Raw genomic sequence first — 18,474 nt, 5'->3', positions numbered from 1 at the left:
TCACGCTCCCTTGCGCATGCCGCGCAGCTGGACGGCGTAGGCGACGATCATCGTGAGGACGCCCATGATGATGGCCACCGTCGCGGAGTAGTTGTGCTGCTGGCCGTTGAAGGACAGCGAGTACGTGTAGAAGTTCGGCGTGTAGTCGGTGGTGATGGCGTTGCGGGCCAGCGGGCGCAGGATGTTCGGCTCGTTGAAGAGCTGGAAGCTGCCGATGATCGAGAAGATCGTGGCGATGACGATCGCGCCCCGGATCGCGGGCAGCTTGATCGAGCTGATGATCCGCCACTGACCGGCGCCGTCGATCTCCGCGGCCTCGTACAGCGAGGTCGGGATGACGCGCAGGGCCGAGTAGAAGATCAGCATGTTGTAGCCGACGAACTCCCAGGTCACGATGTTGCCGATGGAGGCGAGCACCCAGTCGGGGGAGAGCAGGTCGGGCAGCGAGGTGCCGAACGCCTCGTTGATGTCGCCGACCAGGCCGTACTTGGTGCCGTACATGAAGCCCCACATCAGGGTGGCGACGACGGCGGGCACGGCGTACGGCAGGAAGATCGTGATCCGGAAGAAGCTCTTGCCGTAGAGCCGGCCGCTGTCCAGCGCCAGCGCCACCAGCAGGGCGATGCCCAGCATGATCGGCACCTGGACCGCCAGGAAGAGCGCCACCCGGCCGACGGCCTGCCAGAACTGGTCGTCCTTGAGCGCCTGGGTGTAGTTGTCCAGGCCGACGAACTGGTTGCCGCCGATGAGCTGGTCGCGGAAGAGGCTCAGGTAGATCGAGTACGCGATGGGCGCGAGGAAGACCAGTGCGAAGACCGCCACGAACGGGCCGATGAACCCCCACCCGGTCCAGGAGCGTCGGTCCCGTTTCGCCGGAGGCGGTGCCGGGCGCGGCTCGGCGGCGGCCGGCGGTTGCAGCGTTGTCATGATCGTTCCTCGCTCGTTCACTCATGGAACCCGCGCGCCGCGGTGGTCTCCCGTGCGGTGCGGCCGTGATGTTTACGCAAACATCGATCAGCGGAAAAGCGGCTTGAGCTGTTATGTTTACGTAAACATCCGATGGCGGCATGTCTACACTCCTCCGCTGACAGAGGTCAAGGGTCCCCCTGGAGGATCGTGATCAAAGCGATGCAAGGAGAGGCAGGGGGTTGAAAATGGACGCGACGCACAGCTCGCTGCCGCAGGCGCCGCGCCGGGGCCGTCGAGTGGGCGCTCCCTCGGTCTCGATGGCCGACGTGGCACGGCTGGCCGGGGTGTCCTCCCAGACCGTCTCCCGCGTGTCGAACGGCTATGCGGGCGTCAACGAGGAGACCCGGCAGCAGGTCCTCGCCGCCATGCGGGAGCTGGGCTACCGCCCCAACAGCGCCGCCCGCGCCCTGAAACGCGGCGAGTTCCGCACCCTCGGCGTGATCACCTTCTCCCTCTCCACCACCGGCAACGTCCGCACCCTGGAGGCGATCGCGACCGCGGCGGCCGCCGAGGGGTACGCGGTGACCCTGTTGCAGGCCACCGTCCCCACCCAGGACGAGGTCCGCGGCGCCTTCTCCCGCCTTGAGGAACTCGCCGTCGACGCGGTGATCGTCATCATGGAGGTGCACCTCCTGGACGCGGCCACCATCAACATCCCGCCCCACGTCCAGGTGGTCGTCGCCGACTCCGACGCCGGCGAGCGGTATACGGTCGTCGACACCGACCAGGCGGGCGGCACCCGCACCGCCGTCGAGCATCTCCTCGGCCTCGGCCACGAGACGGTCTGGCACCTCGCCGGCCCCGAGGACTCCTACGCCGCCCAGCGCCGCACCGACGCCTGGCAGGCCACGCTCGCCGAGGCGGGCCGACCGGTGCCGCCGCTGGTGCGGGGCGACTGGTCGGCGGAGTCCGGCTACCGGGCAGGCCTGGAGCTGGCCGCGCGCGAGGAGTGCACGGCGGTCTTCACGGCCAACGACCAGATGGCCCTGGGCCTGCTGCGCGCCCTTCACGAGCGTGGCCGCCGGGTCCCCGAGGACGTCAGCGTCATCGGCTTCGACGACATCGCCGAGGCGTCGTCCTTCCAGCCGCCCCTGACGACCGTCCACCAGGACTTCGCCGAGGTCGGCCGGCTCTGCGTACAGGCGGTGCTGCGCAAGATGCGCCACGACGCCGCACCGCACGGCACGACACTCGTGCCGACCCGCCTCATCGTCCGCGCGAGCACGGCGGCGCCGAGAACGCACTGAGCACCGGCCGGAGGGGCCCGCCGCCTCGGCGGGCAGCCAAGGGCGGCCTCAACGAGGCAGGGATGACAGCCGAGTTGGGGCCCCGGCCCTGGGGCACGCCCCCTGTTCCCCGCTGGGGCTGCCCCCACTCACGAACCGGCTGCCAGCCAGAGTGACCCCGCCGCCGCGCCTCCATAGCGTCTAGGCGTACGGACCGCCCGCTGCCCACAGCGGCTTTCCGAAGGGGAACACCAGTGATCCGTTCAATACGCTCGCCGCAGGGCGTTTCGCGTACGACGAGGAAGGCGGTCCTTGGCCTGGCCGCCACCGCTCTCGCCCTCACCGCGCTGCCCGCCACGGCCCTCCCGGCCCAGGCGCTCGCCGCCGACCCGCTCGCCCGCTACCACCACCAGCGCCTCGACTGGACGAGCTGTGTACTCGGCCCGGACGACGCGACCGGCAAGGAGCTGGAGCAGGCGGGCGCCCAATGCGCCGACGTGACCGTGCCGTTGGACTACGCCAGCCCCGACGGCCGCACGATCACCGTCGCGATCTCCCGGATCCGGGCCACCGACGCCGCCCACCGCGTCGGCCCCCTGCTGCTCAACGGCGGCGGCCCCGGCGGGCAGACGCTCGGTGACCCGCCGTGGGTGCGCCAGGCGATGAAGGACGTCGGGGCGCGCTACGACGTGGTGGGCGTGGACCCCCGCTTCGTCGGCCGCAGCACCCCGCTGGACTGCCACTGGCCGACCGGCTCCGCGTTCCGCGGCGCGGGCGTCGACCGGGCCGGCTTCGACCGCGTGGCGGCGTTCTCCGCGGACCTCGCCGAGCGCTGCCGGCGGCACGCGGGGGACGTGCTGCCGTACGCCACCACCCGCAACACCGTACGGGACCTGGACGTGATCCGTGCCGCCCTCGGTGAGCGGCGGATCTCCTACCTGGGTTACCGGGATCTATTCGCAGTGCTCCGGCCTTCAGGCCGGAGGTGAAGCGAATCCTCTAGGTGCGACGCGGAGCATCGTGGTGGTATTCCGGCGAAGCCGGACCACGCTCGTGACGGTGACGGATCGTTCACATGTTCCCGGTGGCGACATGGGTTCGACGTACCTAGTGTGATCGTCATGCAGCTCCGGTACGCCTTCAGGTTGTACCCCGATGCCGCTCAGCAGGCCGCGCTGGCCAGGGCGTTCGGGTGTGCGCGCGTCGTGTTCAACGACGCCGTGCGTGCCCGTGAGGACGCCCGTGGGGCCGGGCAGCCGTTCCCGACGGCCGGTCAGCTGTCCACACGCCTGATCACGGAAGCGAAACGGACGCCGGAGCGAGCCTGGCTGGGTGGGGTCTCCGCTGTCGTCCTCCAGCAGTCCCTGCGGGACGCCGAGACCGCCTACCGCAACTTCTTCGCCTCCCTCAAAGGCACCCGCAAGGGCCCGAAACTCGGCGCACCGCGTTTCAAATCCCGTAAGGACGCCCGGCAGTCGATCCGGTTCACCGCCAACGCCCGCTGGACCATCACCGGAAGCGGCCGTCTGAACCTGCCGAAGATCGGCGCAGTGAAGGTGAAATGGTCCCGCACCCTGCCCGCCGTCCCCACCTCCGTCACCGTCGTCAAAGACGCGTCCGGCAGGTATTTCGCCTCCTTCGTTATCGACACCGACCCCGCCGCAGACGCCACCCGGATGCCCGAAACCAACCGCACCATCGGCATCGATCTCGGCCTCACTCACTTCGCGGTGCTCTCCGACGGCACGAAGATCGACTCGCCGCGGTTTTTGCGGCGCGCGGAGAAGAAGCTGAAGAAAGCCCAGCGGGAGCTGTCCCGCAAGCAGAAGGGATCAAAGAACCGGGCCAAGGCCCGCCTGAAGGTCGCCCGGGCCCACGCCAAGGTTGCTGACGCACGCCGTGAGTTCCATCACCAGCTCTCCACGAAATTGATCTCCGAGAACCAAGGGATCGCCGTGGAGGACCTGGCGGTGAAGGCTCTGGCCCGCACCAGGCTGGCCAAGTCCGTGCATGACGCCGGCTGGTCATCGTTCATCAGCATGCTGGAGTACAAAGCGGAACGGTACGGCCGCACCCTGGTGAAGATCGGCCGGTTCGAACCGACCTCCCAGACCTGTTCTACCTGCGGCGTCAAGGACGGCCCGAAACCCCTGAACGTCCGGGAATGGAGCTGTAGCGCCTGCGGCACTGTCCACGACCGGGACATCAACGCCGCGATCAACGTGAAGACGGCCGCCGGACTGGCGGTATCAGCCTGCGGAGCGCCGGTAAGACCAGGAGCAATCCCGGCACAGCGCGAAGAAACAGGAAGCCACGGAATCCCGACTGGAGACTGTGCCGCGTAGCGGCACAGTCTCCAGTCGGGGAAGGCCAGAATCCTCGCCCTTCAGGGCGACGAGCATGTCAATCGTACGGTAGTTACCTGTGGGGGCAGGGCCTGGGGTGGGGGCGAGGTGTACACGACGATGTTCCCGGCCCGCGTCGACCGGGTCGTCCTGGACGGGGTCATCGCCCCGGACCGCTACGGCCCCCGCCTGTTGCGGGGTACCGAGAAGGCCAACCGCCACGCCCTGAGGGACTGGGCCGCGTGGACCGCCGCCCACGACACGACGTACGGCCTCGGCCGCACGCGCGCGGCGGTGCTGGCGGCCGTGGACCGGGTCCAGTCGGCCGCCGCCCGCACACCCCTGCGGATCGGCGACCACCGGGTGGACGCACACGGCGTTCCCCTGGTCGTCTTCAACGGCCTCTCACAGGACAACGACACCGCCTACGGCGATTTCGCGCAGGGCGTGCGGGACCTGCTGCGCGCGGCGGGCGGACACCGGGTGGACCCGTCCCCGTGGCTCGCCGAGGTTCTCGGGTTCATGCTGACCGGGGCCGACTCGCCTTACGGCAGCGTGCAGATGGCGATCGTCTGCGGTGACATCGCCGCCCCGCGGGATCCGGAGGTCTACTGGCGCGACGTCCAACACGCCCGCGCGCGCGACACGTTGTTCGGCCCCGTCACCAACAACCTGAACCCCTGCGCCTTCTGGGACCCGCCCCGCGAACGCCCGACCACCGTCCGGGACGACCTGCCCGCCCTGCTCGTCAACGCCACCGGGGACCCGCGCACCACCTACGAGGGTGCCACCGCGGTACGCCGGGCCTGGCCCTCCTCCCGCCTGCTCACCCTGCGGGGCGCTGACCAGCACGCGGTGTACGGCGTCTACGGCGCGCCGTGCGTCGACACCACGGTCAACGCTTACCTCGCCACCGGCCGACTCCCGGCCTCGGACATCACCTGCAGATGATGAAGGCGACTGTCCGGTCGTCGGCCCGGCCCGTCAGGGGCGCCCTTCACCCGCCCGCACCGCCGCGTCGAGCAGCGGGCCCAGTTCGCGGGCCACGGTCGTCAGGGCGCGTACGTCCTGTTCGGCCCGGGCCATGAGGATCGCCCCTTCCAGGGCGCTGATCATGAGGGTGGCCAGCGCGCCGGTCCGTTCCTCGGGTACGCCCATGTCGGCGAGGGCCCGTGCCACCGGCCGGGTCCAGCCGGCGAACGCGGCGGCGGCCGCCTCCCGGGTGGATTCGGTGGATTCGGCGCAGTCCACGGTGGCGGCGGCCACGGGGCAGCCGCCCGCGAAGCCGGCGCGGGTGTACTCGTCGGTCCACTGGCGGACCATCTCGGCGAACAGCCCACTGGGCGTCGGCTCCGGCAGCGCGGCGAGGAAGCGGGCGACACGGTTGCCCGCGTACCGGCCCGCCCAGCCGACCGCCTCGTTGACGAGCTGTTCCTTGCCGCCCGGAAAGTAGTGCTGGAGCGATCCGCGCGGCGCCTCGGCGTGGGCGGCGACCTCACGCATACCGGTGGCGGCGACGCCGTCGCGCCGGATGAGCTGGGCCGCGCTGAAGACCATCCGCTCCCGCGGCCCTCGTTCCGCCATACCGGCCTCCACTCAGTCGAAGCTTGCGCACGCCATCTTATGACCACGGTCATAAGGCGTCGGCTACTATGACCGCTGTCATAGTCGATGCTGGGCGACGGGTGGTGTGGCGCATGGTGCACGTCGGTTTCGTCGGCCTCGGTGTCATGGGGCAGCCCATGGCCCTCAACCTCGCCCGCGCGGGGACACCCCTCGTCGTCTGGAACCGCACGCAGGGCCGGTGCGACCCCGTGCGCGCCGCCGGAGCGGACGTCGTGGCCACCAGTGCCGAGGTCTTCGCGCGGGCGCGGACCGTGATCCTCATGCTGTCCGACGAGGACGCCATGGACGAGGTCCTCTGCCGCGGCACCGCGGCCTTCACCGCGCGTGTCACCGACCGCACCCTCGTCCACATGGGCACCACCTCCGCCGAGTACTCGGCGGACCTGGCGCAGGCCGTCCGTGCCGCGGGCGGACGATACGTCGAGGCCCCGGTCTCCGGCTCCCGAGTCCCGGCGGAACAGGGGGAGTTGGTCGGGATGCTCGCGGGGGAGCGGGACGTGGTGGAGGCCGTGCGGCCGCTGCTCGCGCCGCTGTGCCGCGAGACGTTCGACTGCGGGCCGGTACCGGGCGCCCTGCTCATGAAGTTCTCGGTGAACCTCTTCCTGATCACCCTGGTCACCGGGCTGACCGAGGCGTTCCACTTCGCCGACCGGCACGGCCTCGACCAGCGGCTGCTCCGGGACGTCCTGGACGCCGGCCCCATGGCCAGCGCCGTCTCCCGAGTGAAGGGCGCCAAGCTGGTGGACCGTGACTTCGGGGTCCAGGCGGGCGCCGTGGACGTGCTGAAGAACAACCGGCTGATCGCCGAGGCCGCCCGCAGGACGAAGCTGGCCTCCCCGCTCCTCGACGTCTGTCACGCCCTCTTCGGCGAGACCGTGGCGCGGGGGCACGGCGGCGAGGACATGGTGGCCGTACTGCGGGCGATCGAGGCCCGGACCGACGGTGACCCCGTGTCTACCGGTGCCGCTCCCACTGCTCTTTCGTGATCTCGTAGCGCACGCCCCCGTGCTCGGAGCCCTCGGCCGGCTCCATGCCGGAGGGGGTGGGGGTGGCGTCGGTGAAGGTCATCCCGAGCTTCTCCATGACGTTGCGCGAACCGCGGTTCACGGCCATCGTCTCGGCCCAGACCCTGCGCACACCGAGTTCGGTGAACGCCTTGGCCAGCAACGCCCTTGAGCACTCGGTGGCATAGCCCCTGCCCCAGGCCGACCGCCGCAGCCGGTAGCCGAGTTCGGCCTCGTCCAGCGGGCCCCGCGGTCCCGGACGCAGACAGAACCAGCCGATGAACGCGCCACCTTCCCTCTCGTGCGCGGCGAACAGCCCGAGTCGTCCGCCCCAACTCTCGTAGCCGGCGAGGATCTTCGGCAGATGGTGTTGGCGAACCAGTTCCGGAGCGGTCGGCGTGCCCCCGGTCAGATAGCGCATCACCGCCGCGTCACTGTCCAACTCGATCAGCAGCTCCGCGTCGTCGGCGGTGAAGCGGCGCAGCGTCAGGCGTTCGGTGTCGAGGTAGGCGTCCACGGAGTGGATCGTGCCGGAGGCGGGCCGCCCGGTTCAACGCCCCGCCGATCCGCAGCCGAGGGGAACTCTCTGCCGTCTCGCCCCGACTACTGCGACAGAACCCTCCACCACCCGGGCACGACACCCCGAACGCAAGGAGCCCGTATGCCGATCAACCGGCCGGTCGCCACCGCTCTGGCCGTAGCCCTCTGCCTGCTCGTGTCAGCGTGTGGCGGCTCGTCGGGGCAGGGCGACGAGAGCGACGGTCAGGACAGGGAGGCCGCGGCGTCGAAGGCCGGCTACCCGGTCACCCTCGACAACTGCGGACATGAGGAGACCTTCGAGAAGGCCCCCAGCCGGGTCGTCGTCATGAACGGAGCCTCGGTCGCCGAGGTCTCCACGCTCCTCGCCCTCGGTCTCCAGGACCGGATCATCGCCAACCAGCAGGGCTACGGCATGTCCGAGGTCCCCGGCCGCGCCGCCGCCGTCAAGGCCCTGCCCACCGGTGACGTCAAGCTCAACGACGCCTACGACATCCCCCGCGAGGCCATGTTCGGCCTGCGCCCCGATCTCGTCCTGTCCCTCACCTCGTACGGCTTCGACCAGAAGAACGGCTTCGCCACCCGCGGGCAGTTGAGGGACATCGGCGCCAACAGCTATGTCTCCCCTCAGGGTTGCGACGCCGAGCCCTCCAGGATGACGCTCGCCGACAGCTACCGGCTGCTGCGCGACATGGGAAGGATCTTCAACGTCGGTGACAGGGCGGAGAAGCTGATCGCCGCCTCCGAGAAGAACATCGCGACCGTCGCCGAGAAGGTCGAGGGGCAGCACCGGCCCAAGGTCATGGTGCTGTTCTCCCACATGACCATGGGCGCCAACGAGTTCAGCTCGGTCGTCTCCAACGGCATCGTCAACGACATCCTCGCCAAGGCCGGCGCCGTCAACGCCTTCGCGGACGCCTCCAGGACCACCTTCGCCGACCTGAGCAAGGAGAAGGTGGCCGCCACCGACGTCGACGCAGTCGTCGTCATCGCCTACAACGACCCGAACCCGGCGGCCTACGCCGAGAAGCTGCTCAAGGAGTTCCCCCAGTGGCCGGCCGCCAGGAACCACACGTACGTGACGCTGTCCGACTCGATGTACCTCGGCCCCAGCAACGACCTGGCCGTGCGGAAGATCGCCAGGACGCTCCACCCCGACGTGTTCTGAGCGGGCTCACCGTCCCGCTGGCCTTCGCGGTCCTGCCCATCGCCCTGGCGGCCACCATGATCGTGGCGATCAGCGTCGGCGCGGTCAACGTCCCGCTCGGTGAGGTGTGGTCGATCGTCCTGCATCACCTGACCGGCGCGGGAGCGGCACCGTCCGACCCCGCGCTCGACCAGATCGTCTGGAACTTCCGCACCCCGCGGGTGGTCCTGGCGGCCCTGGTCGGCGCGGGCCTGGCCGTCACCGGCGCCGTCCTGCAGACCGTGGTCTCCAACCCTCTCGCCGATCCCACGGTGCTGGGCTTCTCCTACGGCGCCACGCTCGGCGCGGTCCTCGTCATCACCCTCGGTGGCGGCACCGCCCTCGCCGGGCTCGGCGTGCCGGCGGCGGCCTTCGCCGGTGCGATGGTGGCGGGTGCGCTGGTCTTCGCCCTCGGACAGCGCCGGGGGAGACTCGCGCCCACCCGACTGGTGCTGGCCGGGGTCGCCGTCGGCTACGTCCTCCTCTCCGCGACCAGCTTCGTCCAGCTGCGAGCGACCCCGACCGAACTGCGGGCCGTCATGTTCTGGATGCTGGGCAGCGTGGCGGGCGCCCAGTGGGACCAACTGCCCACGGTCACCGCCGTGGTGGTGGCGACCACCGTGCTGCTGTCCCTGTTCGGCCGCAGGCTCAACGTGCTGCTGGCCGGTGACGAGTCGGCCACCGCGCTCGGCGTCGACGTCAGCCGGCTGCGCGGGGTCCTGCTGGTCCTCAGCGCGCTGCTGACCGGCACCGTCATCGCCGTCGCGGGCGGCATCGGCTTCGTGGGCCTGATGATCCCGCACCTCGTGCGGCTGACGACCGGCGCCGACCACCGCCGGCTGCTGCCCCTGACGGCGCTGCTGGGCGCCGTCTACCTGGTCCTCGTCGACCTGCTCTCCCGCACCCTCACCCGCCCCGCCGAACTGCCCCTGGGCATCCTCACCGCGCTGCTCGGCGCCCCCTTCTTCCTCTGGCTCCTGCGCCGCGACAAGGGCATGGACTGATGTCATGAATCTCACCGTCGACCACCTCCACCTCACCCTGGGCCGGGTCCCGATCCTGCGCGAGGTGAGCCTGACGGCCCGGCAGGGTGACATCGTCGGGCTCGTCGGCCCCAACGGCAGCGGCAAGTCCACCCTGCTGCGCGCCGTCTACCGCTCGCTCCGCCCGCAGGACGGAGTCGTCCGGGTCGGCGGCGACGACGTATGGGCCCTGTCCGCCCGCGCCGCGGCCCGCCGCACGGCCGCCGTCCTCCAGGACGGGGGCGGCAGCACCGCCGGCCTGACCGTCACCGAGATCGTCGCCCTGGGCCGTGCCCCGCACCACGGTCTGCTGGGCCGCGACGGCACCGAGGACCGGGCCGCCGTCACCGACGCCGTCGACCGCTGCGGTGTACGCCCCTTCGCGCACCGCGACTACACCTCCCTCTCCGGCGGCGAACGCCAACGCGTCCTGCTGGCCCGCGCGTTGGCCCAGCAACCCGGCCTTCTCGTCCTGGACGAACTCACCAACCACCTCGACATCCGCGCCCGCTTCGAACTGCTCAACCTGGTCCGCGCCAGCGGCGTCACCGCACTCGCCGTCCTGCACGACCTCGACCTCGCCACCCGCCTCTGCGACCACCTGGTCGTCCTGCACGAGGGAACGGTGGCGGCGGCGGGCCCGGTCCTCGACGTGCTCACCCCGGACCTGCTCGCCGACGTCTTCGGCGTCCGCGCGCGCACCGAACGGCATGCCGACGGTGTCATCCGCATCACCTACGAGGCGCAGCCGCTCGCATGACGCCTAGGCACGGGCGGACGCGGAGGCTCCCGGGCGGCATGGCAGCATCGGGGGCGATGAGAGTGTCGGTGGCGGTCCGGAGCGTGCGCGCGGCGGTGTTCGCGGTGCTGTGCGTGCTGCTCGCCGCCGGGGGCCACGCACTGGCCACGGGCGAGGCACCGCCGGTGCGGTTCCAGATCGCCGCGGCCGTACCCGTCTTCGCGGTCGGCTGTCTCCTCGGCGGCCGGGAACGCTCGCTGACCGGGATCGGCGCCGTGATGCTCGCCGCCCAGGGCGGACTCCACGTCGCCTTCCATTCCGTCCGGCAGCAGCACTCCGCGATGGCCCTGCACGGCATGCGGATGACCACACACGCCCACGCCCACTCGCACGCCCTGACCCCGCACGCCACCGCCGTCCACATCGGAGCGGCGCTCACCCTCACCTGGTGGCTGCGGCGGGGCGAGGCCGCGCTGTGGGCGCTGCTGCGGTGGGCGGTCGAGTTCGTGCCGGGGCTCGTCGCGTGGTGGCGGACGGCCGGAGGAGCGCCGGAGAGGCCCCGGCCCCGACCGCGGATCCGGCTGTCCTGCCGATCGCTGAGGAGCGCGCGGCTGCGGTACGCCGTGCGTCGGCGAGGACCGCCGACCGGGATGTCGTACGCCATCTGAACCCCGACATCCCTTTCGCAGTACGGAGATCTCCTCAGCCATGTCCACCACCCCGCGCCGTGTCGGCGCCGTCCTCACCCTCGCCGCCGTCGGCCTCCTCGCCACCGCGGGCGTCGCCTCCGCACATGTCACCGTCCACCCCGAGAGCTACGCCAAGGGCGCCACGGACGGCGTCCTGACCTTCCGCGTCCCCAACGAGGAGGACACCGCGAGCACCACCGAGGTGCAGGTCTTCCTGCCCACCGACCACCCCGTCCTCGGTGTGCTCGTCTCGCCGCGGGACGGCTGGACCGCCAAGGTCACCACCACCAAGCTCAGGACGCCGGTGAAGACGGACGACGGCAGCATCACCGACGCCGTCTCCGAGATCACCTGGACCGGCGGGAAGATCACGGCCGGGCACTACGAGGACTTCGACGTCGCCTTCGGCCAACTGCCGGACGACACCGACCAGCTGACCTTCAAGACCCTCCAGACGTACTCCGACGGCAAGACCGTCCGCTGGATCGAGGAGGCCGCGCAGGGCGACGAGGAGCCGGAGAACCCGGCACCGGCCCTCAAGCTCACCGCGAAGGCCGCGAAGACCGCGGACGCCGGAAGCGCGGTCACTCCGTCGGCGAGCGCGAAGAGCACCGAGTCGACGGCGTCGGGCAGCGACTCCACCGCACGGGGGCTCGGCGTCGCCGGGCTCGTCGTGGGCGTACTCGGGCTCGCGGCAGCGGTGTTCGCCGTCGTGCGCGGCCGTACCCCCGGGGCGCGCGCCGAGTAACGCACACGCCGCTACGACTCGCGTGATATGGATCACATAGGCGTCACGGAACTTGACGGCCCGTCACTCCGACTCCTGGAACGGCAAGGCCGAAGGCCGTACGACCTGTGATCTGGAGACGCGGTTGATGGACGAGTTCCGGCATTCTCCCTCCGCCCCGGGCGCGGGCGCGGCGCCGCGGAGGTTCGCGCCGCCGCCCGCGCTCTGCGGCTTCCTCCTGCTGCTGGCGCTGATGTTCACCGTGTCGTACGCCGTCGGCGCGGCCTCCGGCCCGGTGGCGCCCGGCATGCACGGCACCGGCACCAACGGCGACGCCGCGGACGGGGACGACATGGACATGGACGGCGGCACACACGGGGCGGACCGGTGAGCGGCACCGGATCCGTGACGGCCCTGGTGACCACCGACCTCACGGTCGGCGGCATGACCTGCGCGGCCTGCGTCAGACGCGTCGAGAAGAAGCTCGGCAGGCTGGACGGCGTCACGGCGACCGTCAACCTCGCCACCGGCCGGGCCCGCGTCAGCCATCCGGCCGGGATCAGCCCGCGGGAGCTCGTCGAGACGGTGGAGAAGGCCGGCTACACGGCCGCGCTGCCCGAGCCGCCGAAGCAGCGGCGGCGCGCGGAGGCCGACGCGCCCGACGAGACCTGCGAGGAGCGGCGACGCCTCCTGATCACCGCCCTGCTGGCCCTACCGGTGCTCGTGCTGTCGATGGTGCCGGATCTCCAGTTCCGCAACTGGCAGTGGTTGTGCCTCGTCCTGGCCGCACCGGTCGCCGTGTGGGGCGCCTGGCCCTTCCACACCCGGGCGGCCCGCGGGCTGCGGCACTCGGCGGCCACCATGGACACCCTGGTCTCGCTCGGTGTGATCGCCTCCTTCTCCTGGTCGGTGTACGCGCTGTTCCTCGGCGGCGCGGGCGACCCGGGCATGCGGATGCCGTTCAGCCTGGTGCCCTCCGCCGCCGAGGACGGGGTCGCACACGTCTACCTCGAAGCGGCCGTCGGTGTCCCGCTGTTTGTGCTGGCCGGACGTTTCCTGGAGGCGCGGGCCCGGCGCGGAACGGGGGAGGCGCTGCGCTCACTGGCCCGGCTCGCCGCCAAGGAGGTGGCCGTACGAGAGGGTGGTACCGAACGGCTCGTCGCCATCGAGGACTTGGGTGTGGGACAGGTCTTCGTCGTGCGGCCCGGCGAACGGGTCGCCACCGACGGGCAGGTGACGGACGGGAGTTCGGCGGTCGACGTCTCCCTCGTCACCGGCGAGAGCGAACCGGTGGAGGTCGGGCCGGGCTCGGCCGTCGTCGGCGGGGCCGTCAACGCGGGCGGACTGCTCCTCGTACGGGCCACCGCGATCGGCGCCGACACCCAACTCGCCCGGATCACCCGGCTGGTGACCGAGGCCCAGGCGGGCAAGGCGAAGGCGCAGCGACTGGCCGACTCGGTGGCCGGGGTCTTCGTGCCGGTCGTGCTGGCGCTGGCCGTCACCGCGCTCGGCTTCTGGCTCGGCGCCGGGGCCGCTCCGCAGGCGGCCGTCACCGCGTGCGTGGCCGTCCTGGTCGTGGCCTGCCCGTGCGCCCTCGGCCTGGCGACGCCGACCGCGCTGATGGCCGCGACCGGGCGCGGGGCCCAACTCGGCGTTCTCGTCACCGGTCCGCAGGCCCTGGAGGGACTCCAGCACCTGGATGCCGTGGTCCTGGACAAGACCGGCACCCTCACCACCGGCCATATGAGCGTCGCCCGCGTCACCGCCGTACCGGACGGTCCAGGTCGGGACGCCGTACTGCGCCTGGCGGGCGCGGTGGAACAGGGGTCGGAGCATCCGGTCGGGCGGGCGATCGCCGCGCACGCCCGGCGTGAATCGGGTGAACAGCTCCCCGAAGTGGGCGAGTTCAGTGCGCTGCCCGGTCGGGGTGTGCGGGGGCGGGTGGAGGGGTGCCTGGTCGAAGTCCGGTCGCCGGACGACGAGTTGCCGAACGGCCTGGCAGTCATGGAAGGCGCCGCGTACACGCCGGTACTGGTGTACGTGGACGGCGTCGCCCAAGCGCTCATCGAGGTCGGCGACGTCGTACGCCCCGGCAGCTACCGGGCCGTCGACCGGCTCCGGCGTCTGGGCGTACGACCCGTGCTCGCCACCGGCGACCGGGAGGCACCCGCCCGGGCCGTCGCCCAGGCACTCGGCATCGACGAGGCGTACGCCCGCTGCACCCCCGAGGAGAAGGCCGACCTCGTGCGCGGCCTCCAGGCGCGGGGGCACCGGGTCGCGGTCATCGGCGACGGCGTGAACGACGCCGCCGCCCTCGCCCGCGCCGACCTCGGCATCGCCATGGGCACCGGCACGGACGTGGCCATCGGCGCCGCCGACGTCACCCTCGTACGCGGCGACATCGAGGCGCTGGCGGACGCCGTCCGGCTGGCCCGGCGCACCCTCGGCACGATCCGCGCCAATCTTGTCTGGGCGTTCGGCTACAACGTCGTCACCGTCCCGCTCGCCATGGTCGGTCTGCTGAACCCCATGGTCGCCGCGGCGGCGATGTCGGCCAGCTCGGTCCTGGTCGTCGTCAACAGCCTGCGCCTGCGCGCCTGGCAGCCGACGCCCTCGTCCTCGCCCGCCCGGAGGCGCACCCGATGACCGCACAGAACCCATGGCGCCCGAGCCGGCGCCGCCTCGCCGACACCCTGAACGCCGCGCTCGTGCCCGTCGCCGCGTGCGGCCTCGCCCTCGGATGCCTGACCACCTGGGTCACCGCCGGGCAGGCGGGCAGCCCGCCCCGGATCACCGTCTCCCCGGGGCGGGTGCTCCTGCCGTACGGCGACACGACACAGACCGCGGCCTTCTTCGACATCGCCAACACGGGCGACGCGGACGACCGGCTGCTCCGGGTGACGTCCGCCGAGACCGGGGGCGACATCGAGCTCAGCCGCCACCTCATGACCGGCGAGGCGGCCGCCTCCCGGGAGACCGTGACCACGGTCCCCGTCCCCGCACGCGGCGAACTGACCATGTCGCCCCGGGACGTGGACGTCGTCCTGCGGCCCCGGGCGGGGTGGCGGGCGGGCGACCTCGTCGCGTTCACGCTCCACTTCGAGCACAGCGGGGCCATCGAGACGCTCGCCCTGGTCGTCCGGCCGGGCGGCTGAACACGTCCGACCCGCTGTGACACCTGTGGATTCGCCTACCCCCGCCTGCCGACCGCTGCCCGGATGCGAGGATGAGGCGCCATGACAACAGGGTGGTGTTCTCGCACAGTACGGGCCGCGGTGTTCGCGGCCGTCTGTGTGCTGCTCGCCGCCCTCGGCCACGTCCTGATGTCCGGCGCCGACGTGCCCGCCTGGGTCCTTGCGGCCGGCGTGAGCGGGACGGGTGCCGTCGGCTGGGGTCTGGCCGGCCGGGAACGCGGGCTGCCGTTGATCGTGACGGCCGTGGTCGTCGTACAGACGGTGCTGCACCAGGCGTTCTCACTCGCGCAGACGTCACCGGACGAGTCGACCGCCATGGGCATGCACATGGACATGGGCATGGACGCGGGCATGGGGTCGATGCACATGGGGCACCCCATGCACGGCGGCGGTGGCGGCGTCGTCGGCTCGTCGTCGTACGGCATGCTCGCCGCCCACCTGCTCGCCGCGCTCCTGACCGGCCTGTGGCTGGCGTACGGCGAGAAGGCCGCCTTCCGCATCCTGCGCGCCGTCGCCGCACGGCTGGCGGCGCCGCTCCGGCTGCTCCTCGCGCTGCCGACGCCCGCCGACCGCCCCCGCGTCCGTCGCGGGCGCCCGCGCTCGGACCGGGCCCCGGCCCTGCGCCTTCTCATCCACGCGATCACCTCCCGGGGTCCTCCGGTGGGGCCGGCTGTCGGCTGACGACAGCGGGCAACCCGAGGCCGCCCCAGCGTGCCTCGGGTCTCGGCCGTACGCCCACGCGGGCTCCGCACACGTCATGGCGTGCGCCCGTCCCCGCGTGCCGTAGGGCCGTCTCCCCATTCACCGGCCCCCGCGCCCTCGCGCGCACCGGTCCGGTTCACGGATCCCGAGAAGGACACCAGGTGATCACCTCTGCCCTGCCTGACTCGCCCACCGCGACGGACGCCAGAACCGGCACGTCCGCCTCGATCGACGAGTCGATAACCGCCTGGGCCCTGGCCGCCCGCGGCGGTGACCCGGACGCCGTCGAGCGGTTCGTGCGCGCGCTCCAGCGGGACGTCCAGCGCTACGTCGCCCATCTGTGCGGCGACCCCCAGGCCGTGGACGACCTCGCCCAGGACACGTTCCTGCGGGCGCTCGGCAGCCTGCACCGCTTCGAAGGGCGCTCCTCGGCGCGCGCGTGGCTGCTGTCGATCGCCCGCCGGGCCGTCATCGACAGCTACCGGTACGCCGCCGCCCGGCCGCGTCTGTCCGACGTACCGGACTGGCAACTGGCCGTGGAGCACGCCCAGCCGCAGGGGCTGCCCGGCTTCGACGACGGCATCGCCCTGCTGGACCTGCTGGCCACGCTGCCCGCCGAGCGCCGGCAGGCGTTCGTCCTCACACAGCTGGCCGGCCTGCCGTACGCGGAGGTCGCCGAGGCCGGTGACTGTGCGATCGGCACGGTCCGCTCCCGTGTGGCCCGCGCCCGGGCGAGCCTGCGGGAACTGCTGACCGAGGCGGAGGAGTCGACTGCCGTCCTCGCGGCGATCTGAGGCCTTTCCGCACGCGGATGTCGGGGCGGCGGTCCCTTGCCGGAGCGCCGCCCCGAATGACGTTGCCCCCGCCGGCGACGATCACTAGGGTCGGTCGGGTGACTGCCGGGTCGGCCTTGGGCCACACACGAGTGAGGTTCCCGGCCTCGGCGTGAGCGCGAGGCGGGCACGAGGCCCGCCCCTTCCTCCGTGTCTTTGCTCCCGGCGCCCGTAGGCGGCGCCCCGTTCCAGCGGATCCCAAGACCGGAGACTCACCTTTCATGTCCCCTGACCAGCCGTACCCGTACGACGCCGAACCGCCGACGGCCGGTGTCCAGTTGAACCACACCGCCGTCTACGCGAGCGACCGGCACCTGTCCGCCGAGTTCCTCGCCGTGATCCTGGGGCTGCGGGTGGGCGCCCCCTTCGGGCCGTTCGTGCCCGTGGACCTCGGCAACGGAGTCACGCTCGACTACTACGAGAAGCGGGACGAGCCGATCCAGTCCCAGCACTACGCCTTCCTCGTGCCCGAGGACCGGTTCGACGCGATGATCGGCCGTCTGGAAGCGGTCGGCGTGACGTACTACGCCGACCCCGCCCACACCGATGCCGGGCGGATCAACCGTCTGTTCGGCGGCCGCGGCGCCTACTTCGACGACCCGGACGGCCACAACATGGAGATCATGACGCGGCCCTACGTCCGTCCCTAGAGGGCGAAGGCACCAAACCGGGCGTCCGCAAGGGCATGTGACCGAGAGGCACGTGGTCAGGTCATGTGGCGCAGCAGCGCGGCGGCCGCCGGAGACGGCTCGCCGGGGGGCCGTACCACCATGATCTTCCAGTGGGGTGCGTGGCGATCGAAGCGGTACTGGGGCAGATCGGGGAAGCGGTCGGCGATCGACTGGGGCATGACGCACACGCCCAGGTCGTTGCGGACCAGTTCGGCCGCCGCGCCGATGTCGTTCACCTCGAAGGTCGTGGTGCGGTCGACGCCCGCGGCCCGGAAGGCCCGGTCGACGGCGTAGCGAATGGCCCAGCCGGACGTGAAGTCGACCAGGGGCAGCCGGGCGATGTCGGCGAGCCGCACCGGCCCGTCGGGTGTCGCCCCGGAGAGGTCCCGCCGGGGCGCCGCCAGCAGCACCATGTCCTCGCGGGCCAGCAGCCGCGTGGCGAGCCCACGCTGCTGCTGGCGGTCGAGCGCCACCACGGCCAGGTCCACCGTCCCCTCGCGCAGCGCCTGCCGGATGTCGGCGACGGCGGCCTGCCGCAACTGCACGACCACGCCCGGATGTTCGGCCCGCAGCGCGGCCAACGCGTGGTGGAGCCCCGCCCAGACACCCTGCATCGTGCCGACGGTCACCCGCCCCCGGAGCTGCCCCTGCACGGCGTCCACGGCCTCCCGGGCCTGTTCGGCGGCCCGGAGCGTCGCGCGCGCGGCGGGCACGAACGCCTCGCCGGCCGGGGTGAGCGCGACGCGGTGGGTGGTGCGGTCGAACAAGGCGGTGCCCAGCTCGCGCTCCAGGGCGCGGACCGTGCTGGACACGGCGGACTGGACCACGTTCAGTCGCCTGGCCGCCGCCGTGAAACCGCCCGCGTCGGCCACCGCGACGACGACCTCCATCTGCCGCAGATCCATCATCCGCTCCAGGTCAGGCAGCGCTCCGACCGGCGCTGCTGCGACGGTCGCCGATCTTCGTCGGCATCGTATGCGGGCGGCGTCCCGTCGTGAGGCATC

18 protein-coding genes and 2 pseudogenes are annotated in these 18,474 nt (G+C 71.9%); 16 read left to right on the top strand and 4 right to left on the bottom strand.

The window, feature by feature from the left end; all coding sequences use genetic code 11:
- The gene (locus tag OG885_RS03060; protein WP_405725511.1) at nucleotides 1-927 is read right to left on the bottom strand and encodes a carbohydrate ABC transporter permease; all 927 of its coding nucleotides are present in this window, start codon (nucleotides 925-927) and stop codon (nucleotides 1-3) included.
- A gap of 227 nt (nucleotides 928-1,154) precedes the next feature.
- Between OG885_RS03060 and OG885_RS03055 the strand changes: the two genes are divergently transcribed.
- From OG885_RS03055 to OG885_RS03040, 4 genes and pseudogenes are all read left to right on the top strand, one after another.
- On the top strand, nucleotides 1,155-2,216 hold the full coding sequence (locus OG885_RS03055) for a LacI family DNA-binding transcriptional regulator (RefSeq protein ID WP_405725508.1): 1,062 nt from the start codon (nucleotides 1,155-1,157) through the stop codon (nucleotides 2,214-2,216).
- Between the two features lie 233 nt (nucleotides 2,217-2,449).
- A pseudogene (locus OG885_RS03050) lies at nucleotides 2,450-3,142 on the top strand (alpha/beta hydrolase); the annotation flags it as partial.
- Nucleotides 3,143-3,316: 174 nt separating this feature from the next.
- Nucleotides 3,317-4,540, top strand: coding sequence for an RNA-guided endonuclease InsQ/TnpB family protein (locus OG885_RS03045; protein ID WP_405725505.1), 1,224 nt, complete (start codon nucleotides 3,317-3,319; stop codon nucleotides 4,538-4,540).
- Nucleotides 4,541-4,642: 102 nt separating this feature from the next.
- Nucleotides 4,643-5,491 (top strand): annotated as a pseudogene (locus OG885_RS03040) (alpha/beta hydrolase); the annotation flags it as partial.
- Between the two features lie 33 nt (nucleotides 5,492-5,524).
- Here OG885_RS03040 and OG885_RS03035 read toward each other — a convergent pair.
- A complete protein-coding gene (locus OG885_RS03035; protein WP_405725502.1) occupies nucleotides 5,525-6,124 on the bottom strand; it encodes a TetR/AcrR family transcriptional regulator in 600 nt (199 codons plus the stop codon).
- A gap of 113 nt (nucleotides 6,125-6,237) precedes the next feature.
- Here OG885_RS03035 and OG885_RS03030 point away from each other — a divergent pair, with 113 nt between their 5' ends.
- Nucleotides 6,238-7,152 (top strand): NAD(P)-dependent oxidoreductase, encoded by a 915-nt coding sequence (locus OG885_RS03030; RefSeq protein ID WP_405725499.1) that lies wholly within the window; start codon nucleotides 6,238-6,240, stop codon nucleotides 7,150-7,152.
- Here OG885_RS03030 and OG885_RS03025 read toward each other — a convergent pair.
- Entirely contained in the window at nucleotides 7,121-7,687 is a 567-nt protein-coding gene (locus tag OG885_RS03025) for a GNAT family N-acetyltransferase (protein WP_405725496.1), read from the bottom strand. The genes OG885_RS03030 and OG885_RS03025 overlap by 32 nt on opposite strands.
- A gap of 144 nt (nucleotides 7,688-7,831) precedes the next feature.
- Here OG885_RS03025 and OG885_RS03020 point away from each other — a divergent pair, with 144 nt between their 5' ends.
- The 11 genes from OG885_RS03020 (at nucleotide 7,832) to OG885_RS02970 (ending at nucleotide 17,449) form a co-directional block, all read left to right on the top strand.
- Complete coding sequence (locus tag OG885_RS03020; protein WP_405725493.1) at nucleotides 7,832-8,875, top strand: ABC transporter substrate-binding protein; 1,044 nt, start codon at nucleotides 7,832-7,834, stop codon at nucleotides 8,873-8,875.
- Between the two features lie 56 nt (nucleotides 8,876-8,931).
- Entirely contained in the window at nucleotides 8,932-9,897 is a 966-nt protein-coding gene (locus tag OG885_RS03015) for a FecCD family ABC transporter permease (RefSeq protein ID WP_405725490.1), read from the top strand.
- A gap of 4 nt (nucleotides 9,898-9,901) precedes the next feature.
- Nucleotides 9,902-10,675 carry an ABC transporter ATP-binding protein gene (locus OG885_RS03010; RefSeq protein ID WP_405725487.1) on the top strand — a complete coding sequence of 258 codons (774 nt, stop codon included), beginning with the start codon at nucleotides 9,902-9,904 and terminating at the stop codon, nucleotides 10,673-10,675.
- Between the two features lie 68 nt (nucleotides 10,676-10,743).
- Nucleotides 10,744-11,322, top strand: a complete 579-nt coding sequence (locus OG885_RS03005) for a hypothetical protein (protein ID WP_405725484.1) — start codon at nucleotides 10,744-10,746, stop codon at nucleotides 11,320-11,322.
- 40 nt (nucleotides 11,323-11,362) lie between these two features.
- The gene (locus OG885_RS03000; protein WP_405725481.1) at nucleotides 11,363-12,091 is read left to right on the top strand and encodes a YcnI family protein; all 729 of its coding nucleotides are present in this window, start codon (nucleotides 11,363-11,365) and stop codon (nucleotides 12,089-12,091) included.
- A gap of 52 nt (nucleotides 12,092-12,143) precedes the next feature.
- Nucleotides 12,144-12,461: a hypothetical protein gene (locus OG885_RS02995; protein WP_405725478.1), complete on the top strand. Its 318-nt coding sequence runs from the start codon at nucleotides 12,144-12,146 to the stop codon at nucleotides 12,459-12,461.
- Nucleotides 12,458-14,716, top strand: a complete 2,259-nt coding sequence (locus tag OG885_RS02990) for a heavy metal translocating P-type ATPase (RefSeq protein WP_405725475.1) — start codon at nucleotides 12,458-12,460, stop codon at nucleotides 14,714-14,716. The genes OG885_RS02995 and OG885_RS02990 overlap by 4 nt, the downstream gene beginning before the upstream one ends.
- Nucleotides 14,713-15,225 (top strand): copper chaperone PCu(A)C, encoded by a 513-nt coding sequence (locus OG885_RS02985; RefSeq protein ID WP_405725472.1) that lies wholly within the window; start codon nucleotides 14,713-14,715, stop codon nucleotides 15,223-15,225. Before OG885_RS02990 ends, OG885_RS02985 begins: the two co-directional genes overlap by 4 nt.
- 81 nt (nucleotides 15,226-15,306) lie before the next feature.
- On the top strand, nucleotides 15,307-15,945 hold the full coding sequence (locus tag OG885_RS02980) for a hypothetical protein (protein ID WP_405725469.1): 639 nt from the start codon (nucleotides 15,307-15,309) through the stop codon (nucleotides 15,943-15,945).
- Nucleotides 15,946-16,127: 182 nt separating this feature from the next.
- Nucleotides 16,128-16,760 carry a sigma-70 family RNA polymerase sigma factor gene (locus OG885_RS02975; RefSeq protein WP_405725466.1) on the top strand — a complete coding sequence of 211 codons (633 nt, stop codon included), beginning with the start codon at nucleotides 16,128-16,130 and terminating at the stop codon, nucleotides 16,758-16,760.
- A gap of 260 nt (nucleotides 16,761-17,020) precedes the next feature.
- Nucleotides 17,021-17,449 carry a VOC family protein gene (locus OG885_RS02970; protein WP_405725463.1) on the top strand — a complete coding sequence of 143 codons (429 nt, stop codon included), beginning with the start codon at nucleotides 17,021-17,023 and terminating at the stop codon, nucleotides 17,447-17,449.
- 56 nt (nucleotides 17,450-17,505) lie between these two features.
- On the opposite strand, the gene OG885_RS02965 is transcribed toward OG885_RS02970, so the two are convergent.
- Nucleotides 17,506-18,378: a LysR family transcriptional regulator gene (locus tag OG885_RS02965; RefSeq protein ID WP_405725460.1), complete on the bottom strand. Its 873-nt coding sequence runs from the start codon at nucleotides 18,376-18,378 to the stop codon at nucleotides 17,506-17,508.
- Nucleotides 18,379-18,474: the final 96 nt, after the last annotated feature.

It is taken from the genome of Streptomyces sp. NBC_00028 (assembly GCF_045041065.1).
GTDB lineage: Bacteria > Actinomycetota > Actinomycetes > Streptomycetales > Streptomycetaceae > Streptomyces.
This window is presented reverse-complemented; position numbering and strand designations above follow the sequence as displayed.

Coding starts and splice junctions, on each gene's coding strand:
- OG885_RS03015 (WP_405725490.1), top strand. CDS start 8,932: ATGATCGTGGCGATCAGCGTCGGCGCGGTCAACGTCCCGCTCGGTGAG.
- OG885_RS03010 (WP_405725487.1), top strand. CDS start 9,902: ATGAATCTCACCGTCGACCACCTCCACCTCACCCTGGGCCGGGTCCCG.
- OG885_RS03060 (WP_405725511.1), bottom strand. CDS start 927: ATGACAACGCTGCAACCGCCGGCCGCCGCCGAGCCGCGCCCGGCACCG.
- OG885_RS03000 (WP_405725481.1), top strand. CDS start 11,363: ATGTCCACCACCCCGCGCCGTGTCGGCGCCGTCCTCACCCTCGCCGCC.
- OG885_RS03030 (WP_405725499.1), top strand. CDS start 6,238: ATGGTGCACGTCGGTTTCGTCGGCCTCGGTGTCATGGGGCAGCCCATG.
- OG885_RS03055 (WP_405725508.1), top strand. CDS start 1,155: ATGGACGCGACGCACAGCTCGCTGCCGCAGGCGCCGCGCCGGGGCCGT.
- OG885_RS02985 (WP_405725472.1), top strand. CDS start 14,713: ATGACCGCACAGAACCCATGGCGCCCGAGCCGGCGCCGCCTCGCCGAC.
- OG885_RS02980 (WP_405725469.1), top strand. CDS start 15,307: ATGACAACAGGGTGGTGTTCTCGCACAGTACGGGCCGCGGTGTTCGCG.
- OG885_RS02970 (WP_405725463.1), top strand. CDS start 17,021: ATGTCCCCTGACCAGCCGTACCCGTACGACGCCGAACCGCCGACGGCC.
- OG885_RS03020 (WP_405725493.1), top strand. CDS start 7,832: ATGCCGATCAACCGGCCGGTCGCCACCGCTCTGGCCGTAGCCCTCTGC.
- OG885_RS02965 (WP_405725460.1), bottom strand. CDS start 18,378: ATGATGGATCTGCGGCAGATGGAGGTCGTCGTCGCGGTGGCCGACGCG.
- OG885_RS03035 (WP_405725502.1), bottom strand. CDS start 6,124: ATGGCGGAACGAGGGCCGCGGGAGCGGATGGTCTTCAGCGCGGCCCAG.
- OG885_RS03045 (WP_405725505.1), top strand. CDS start 3,317: ATGCAGCTCCGGTACGCCTTCAGGTTGTACCCCGATGCCGCTCAGCAG.